Origin of the sequence: Pseudacidovorax intermedius (assembly GCF_001476815.1) — a bacterium.
Lineage (GTDB): Bacteria > Pseudomonadota > Gammaproteobacteria > Burkholderiales > Burkholderiaceae_C > Xenophilus > Xenophilus intermedius_A.
Genome location: NZ_LDSL01000093.1, coordinates 1 through 4938, shown reverse-complemented (window position 1 = coordinate 4938; position 4938 = coordinate 1). Strand labels below are relative to the sequence as shown.

The following is a 4938-nucleotide window of genomic DNA, read 5'->3' as shown; positions in this document are numbered from 1 at the left end:
CGCGCGGCCGCTGTTGACGAAGGAATTGACGGTGCCGCCGTCCTGCGCGCTGCCCTGGTTGCCCAGGATGGTGATCTGCCCGCCGGCCAGCGTGCCGCTGTTGTCCACGCTGTTGGCCGTGCCCTTGCGCGCCACCTGGCCCTGGTTGCCGCCGATCGTCACGCGGCTGCCGGCCATGCTGCCGCGGTTGCGCACCGTGTTGGCGATGGCGTCGCCGCCGTCGGCCTGCACCGTCGCGCGGTTGCCGTCGATGCCGATCTGCGCACCGCTGATGCGGCCTTCGTTGACCAGGCTGTTGGCCGCCGCCACATGGCCGCCCCTGGCCTGCACGCCCTGCGCCTGGTTGCCGCGCAGGCTGACGCTGCTGCCTTCCAGCGTCGCGCTCTCGTCCAGCAGCACGCTGTTGGCCGCCGCCAGCGCCTGGTCGCCGCGCACCTGGCCGGCCAGGTTGTCGGCCAGCGCCAGGCTGGTGCCGCGTAGCCGGCCCAGCACCTGCACCGCGTTGGCATAGGCCTGGCCCACGCCGCCGCTGACCGCCTTGCCGAACAGCGTGCCCTGCTCGCCGCTGCTGCGCACGTCGCTGGCCTGGTTGCCGGTCAGCGTGACCGGGCTGGCCTGCACGTCGCCCTGGCCGTTGACGGCCAGCGCGTTCGCATTCACCCGCCCGCCATCGGCCTGCAGCTGGCGCGCCGTGTTGCCGCGCACCGTGAGCGGCGAGGACGCGAGCCGCGCGCCGCCGTCGCCTTCCAGGTACAGGCCGTTGGCCACCAGGATGCCGTTCTTCGCCGAGCCGGCACCCAGTGCCTGGCCCGAGCCGCCGCCCGCCGTCACGTCGCTGGCCTGGTTGCCGGCCAGCGTCACCGGGCTGCCCGCGAGCTGCGAGTCGCGGTACACGCCCAGGGCGTTGACCAGCGCCGTGCCGCCCGGCGCCCTCACGTTGGACGCGCGGTTGCCCGTCACCTGGAGGGTGGAGCCGCCGTCGGCGCGCGCGTTCTGGTGCAGCACCACGGCGTTGACGGCCGCGCGTGCGTTCTGGTCGGTCGAGGCCAGCCCGCCCGCCACCGCGCCCGAGGCGGCACCGGTGGAAATCTGGCGGGCGCTGTTGTCCTGCACGGTGGTGCGGGCCGACAGGCGCGATGCACCGCCCTCGCCCTTTTCCACGCTCACGGCATTGGCCACCAGCCTGCCGCCGCGCGACGCGAGGCCCGAGGCCTGGTTGCCGAGGATGTCGACGCGGCCCGCGTCCACGTCCGATCCCAGCACGCCCAGGCTGTTGACCAGCGCCATGGCGTTCTGCCGGCCCGAGGCGATCAGCCCGCCGGCCGCGCTGCCCTGGAAGCCGGTGGTGGCGACGTTGTCGGCCTTGTTGTCCTGAATGGCCACGCTGGTGGCGCGCGTGGTGGCCCTGTCCAGCCACACGCTGTTGGCCACGGCCGCGCCGCCATTGGCGCGCACGCCGTCGGCCACGTTGCCGCTGACCGTGTGCCGGGTGCCGCCTTCCACGCTGCCGCCCTGCACCGAAATGCTGTTGGCCAGCGCCACGGCGGCCATCTTCACGTCCGCCAGTGCGCCGCCCAGCACCGAGCCGCTGCCGCCGTCGGCATCGACGCGGCTCGCCCGGTTGTTGGCGATCTGCGCGCTGTACTGGCGCAGCGCGGCGCCCTGGTAATCGGCCAGGTTCAGGCTGTTGGCCAGGGCGCTGCCGCCCGTGGCCGTGATCGATTCGGCCTGGTTGCCCTGCTGCAGCAGGCGCGCACCGTCGAGCCGGCTGTTGGCGGCCGTCAGCGCATTGGCCGCGGCCACGCCGCTGAGTTGCGCCGAGGCGACCGCGCCCCAGCCCACGCTGGCGCTGCCGCCGCCGGCGCGCACGTCGCGGGCCCGGTTGTCGGTCTGGGTGATCTGCAGGTCGTCCACCGGCGTGCGCGCCAGCGTGCTGCCGTTGGCAATGGCCGCGCCGCCGAGCGAGGCCACGCCCTCGGCGCGGTTGCCGGTCACGTCCGCGCGCAGGCGGCGCAGGTCGCTCTCGTCGGCCAGCAGGCCGTTGGCCGTGGCGCGCCCGGGCAGTTGCAGCGAGCCGGCACCGAGCGCCAGCGACGCCTTGGCGCCGTGGGCCTCGATGCGGCTCGCCTGGTTGTTCTGGATCTGGATGCGGCTGTCGGTCAGGGGCCGGCGGCCCTGGCCGCCCGACAGCAGCACGCTGTTGGCCGACGCCGCGCCGCCGACCGCGCGCACGAAGCCGCTGACCTGGTTCTGCAGCACCGACACCTGCGTGTTTTGCGTGTCCAGCGCCGACAGGCCGATCATGTTGGCCTGCGCGGTCGCGATGAGCTCGGCCGAGCCCGCCAGGCCCGCCCCGGCCGTCGCCTTGCCCCCGCTCGCCATCACCTCGCCGCTGGCGCGGTTGCCGGTGTTGCGGGCTGCACTGCCGCCCTGAAGCGTCGCGCCCGGCCGCTCGGTGACCCAGCCCAGGCCGTGCAGCACGCTTTCCTGCGCCTGCGCGGGGGCGGCCGCCAGGGCGGCCAGGCCACCGCACACCAGGGCGAGGGCATGGACGAGGGCGGTGTTCTTGTGTCTCGGGGCCTGGGGCACGGGCGCGGTCTCCATCGAATGGCCGGGACGGCGGGCGGATCGGCTGCGTTCATTCATTCAGCCCTCGTGCCCGGCGGCCGTCCCGGCGCGCCGAGCGAGGGCGTCCGTTCAGTTGATGTTGACGGAGTTGACGTTCGCCGTGCCGCCGATGGCCTTGATGGTGTCGGCCTCGTTGCCGCTGACCGTGATGTCGCTGTTGCGCACCTTGGAGCCGGTGATGTTGACGCTGTTGACGTTGGCCATGCCGGTCATGCTGACGTTGGCCCCCACCTTCAGGATGCCGGCCTCGCCGCCGCCGGCCAGCACGTCGCGCGCCTTGTTGCCGCTCACCGTGATGCGGCTGTTGGTGATTTCGGAACCGGTCGATCCGTTGGCCTTGCCGACGCCCGGAATGGTGACGGCGCCGCTCTGGGCAAAGGCGGGGGCGCACAGACCGGCCATGAGGGCGACGGCACCGGCTGCAACGAATTTCTTCATGGAAAGGACTCCTGTGGATGCGATGAAAGAGGGGTTGAAGCGCGGTCCTCGTCGGACCACGGACCGCAATCTATCGGCGTCCCGGATGTCGCTTTGACATAGATGTAAGTCGCTGTGTTGCTCACATTTTTTTGCGTTTGCTTCCAAATCTGCGCGTGAAATGTGAAGAATTCCCAAGAGTTGCGGGGTAGGCCGAGCCGTACACGACGGGTCGGTGGACGGGCGTGGTTTGTAGGACGCGTTCCCAAAAGGTAGAAAAAAGCGTTCGAATCCTGCGGCGTCTGGGCGAACCGCGTTGCTTAACGCAGGCTGAACGTGGCTGTCAAACGGCTGACGGTCCCGTTGAAACGAATCTGCCGTGCCGCGCACCCTTTTGGTGAAACACGTCTTCACAAAGCACCGGCGGCCGTAACCGTTGTGGACCCTGCCCGACAGCCCGGACGCCCGTGCGGCGGGGACACTGGCGGCCTGTTCATCCTTGTGAAAGTGCGATGCGCCAGAACCCCGCAGTGCCCAACTCGATGATTCCTTTCCCGCGCCGCCGCCTGCCCAGCCTGCTCGGCCTGGTGGCCGCCGCGGCCCTGCTGGCCGGCTGCGAGCGCGGCGGCGACATCCGCTATCCGGACGATGCCGCCATCGCCCAGGCACTGCGCCAGAACTTTACCGACGACCCGGACAACGCCAGGGCCCGCGAACTCATCCAGACGCTGGGGGGTGCCGAAGGCCAGCTCGACTACCAGGTGCGCCGCGTGATCTGGCGCCAGGGCAGCTTCGAGGTGCATTACGACGCCAGCCTGCGCATGGCCCAGGGCGGCGAGCAGAGCCTGCAGCGCCTGTACGCCACCATGATCCCCAAGGAGGAGGCCGCCAAGCTGCCCGACCCGGGCCTGAAGGCGCAGGAGGACTGGCTGAATGCGCAGGCCGACGCCCTGGCGCGCAGCGATGCCGCGCAGGGCCAGTCGCTCAAGGCCAGCCTGGAGAACCTGGGCCGCTGCTACCGCCAGGCCAAGGCCGGCGACACCGTGCCGCTGATGGAAGGCCTGCACGCGCTGCTGTCGCCCACGCGCGACGGGCTGTATGCGGAGCGCCTGCAGGCGCCCGGCGTGCAGCTCAAGTGCCTGCCGCTGTGAGCGGTGACAAGTCCCGGCCATCGCGCTGGGACTGCTCGTAAACCAACGTAGACGATTCGTTGCCGCGAATGGTTGCGGCGTCGACTAATTCACGAGACCTGCCGAATTGATGACGGCCGTGGCGACAAAACGATCTGTGGAACCAGCGAGGCACTAATCTCCCTCCCCAGACCGAAAGGCATCCCCCTGGAGATGACCCATCGGCAGAAATCAGGGAAGGTTTCATGTCCACACTGTCACACACGCTGCGGGTGAGCTCGCCCGCGCTGCCCGTCTTCGCCGGCGAGCCGCTGCTGTATCCAGTGCGGCTCTCTGGCCACGAGGGCGTCAACACCCTCTTCTGCTACGAACTGCTGCTGCAGACCCCGGATTCCCTGACCCCCGGCGCCCTGGCCGAGGCGTGCGCCAACCTCGACCTCGACGCCCTCATCGGCCGGGAGATCTGCTGCGAGATCGAACTCGATGGCTCAGGCTACTTTTTGCCCGGCGGCGTCGGTGATGCTGTGGACCACCTCGGCGCCGGTATCCGCCAGATCAACGCCCTCATCACCGAGGCTGCCTTGGTCGGCGAGGAAGGCCGCCACCTGCAGTACCGCCTCGTGCTGCGCCCCTGGCTGCACCTGGCGACCCTCAACGCCGACTGCCGCATCTTCCAGAACGCCACCGTCGTGGACATCCTGGATGCCGTCCTCGCCCACTACCCCTTCCCCGTCGACAAGCGCCTGCTCGAGCGCTACCCCAT

The 4938-nt window shown here is 70.5% G+C and carries 4 protein-coding genes; 2 read left to right on the top strand and 2 right to left on the bottom strand.

All coding sequences use genetic code 11. The annotated features are described in order from the left end of the window. Together NS331_RS14695 and NS331_RS14690 are read right to left on the bottom strand one after the other, a co-directional pair. The coding region (locus tag NS331_RS14695) for a beta strand repeat-containing protein (protein WP_153012863.1) at window positions 1–2646 on the bottom strand (2646 nt) is incomplete at its 3' end. Between the two features lie 51 nt (window positions 2647–2697). Beyond that, window positions 2698–3066, bottom strand: coding sequence for a hypothetical protein (locus NS331_RS14690; protein ID WP_058642725.1), 369 nt, complete (start codon window positions 3064–3066; stop codon window positions 2698–2700). A gap of 491 nt (window positions 3067–3557) precedes the next feature. Here NS331_RS14690 and NS331_RS14685 point away from each other — a divergent pair, with 491 nt between their 5' ends. After that, entirely contained in the window at window positions 3558–4196 is a 639-nt protein-coding gene (locus NS331_RS14685) for a hypothetical protein (RefSeq protein ID WP_242873758.1), read from the top strand. A gap of 224 nt (window positions 4197–4420) precedes the next feature. Then, window positions 4421–4938 (top strand): contractile injection system protein, VgrG/Pvc8 family (locus NS331_RS14680; RefSeq protein ID WP_275936467.1); only part of this gene is annotated, 518 nt, incomplete at its 3' end.

What these genes read in the sequence shown, in the direction of transcription:
- NS331_RS14690 (WP_058642725.1), bottom strand. Translation starts at nt 3,066, where the DNA reads ATGAAGAAATTCGTTGCAGCCGGTGCCGTCGCCCTCATGGCCGGTCTG.
- NS331_RS14685 (WP_242873758.1), top strand. Translation starts at nt 3,558, where the DNA reads ATGCGCCAGAACCCCGCAGTGCCCAACTCGATGATTCCTTTCCCGCGC.